The following is a 261-nucleotide window of genomic DNA, read 5'->3' as shown; positions in this document are numbered from 1 at the left end:
CTTCTGCGCCGGCGGCGATCTACGGGCGCTGGCCACGCGGCGCGAACTGGCCCCAAGCGAACGCCGACTGAAGATCGAGCGCCTGCACGAGACCATCCGCGCGGTCCGCGCCTGCCCGAAGCCCGTCATCGCGGCGGTCGAGGGCGGCGCGGCCGGCGCCGGGCTGTCGCTGGCGCTGGCCTGCGACATGCTGGTCTCGGCGCGCGACGCTTTCTTCGCCATGGCGTACGTGAAGGTGGGCCTCAGCCCGGGCGGCGGCGC

Annotated in this window: 1 protein-coding gene; it reads left to right on the top strand. The window is 75.1% G+C overall.

Annotation, left to right across the window (positions count from 1 at the left end):
• A partial coding sequence (locus KVT32_RS30445; protein WP_217619472.1) for an enoyl-CoA hydratase-related protein occupies positions 1-261 on the top strand: 261 nt, incomplete at both ends.

Source organism: Achromobacter sp. GbtcB20 (genome assembly GCF_019091095.1).
Lineage (GTDB): Bacteria > Pseudomonadota > Gammaproteobacteria > Burkholderiales > Burkholderiaceae_B > Achromobacter > Achromobacter mucicolens.
The sequence above is the reverse complement of the archived record's forward strand: the minus strand, read 5'-3'. Positions and strand labels throughout refer to the sequence as shown.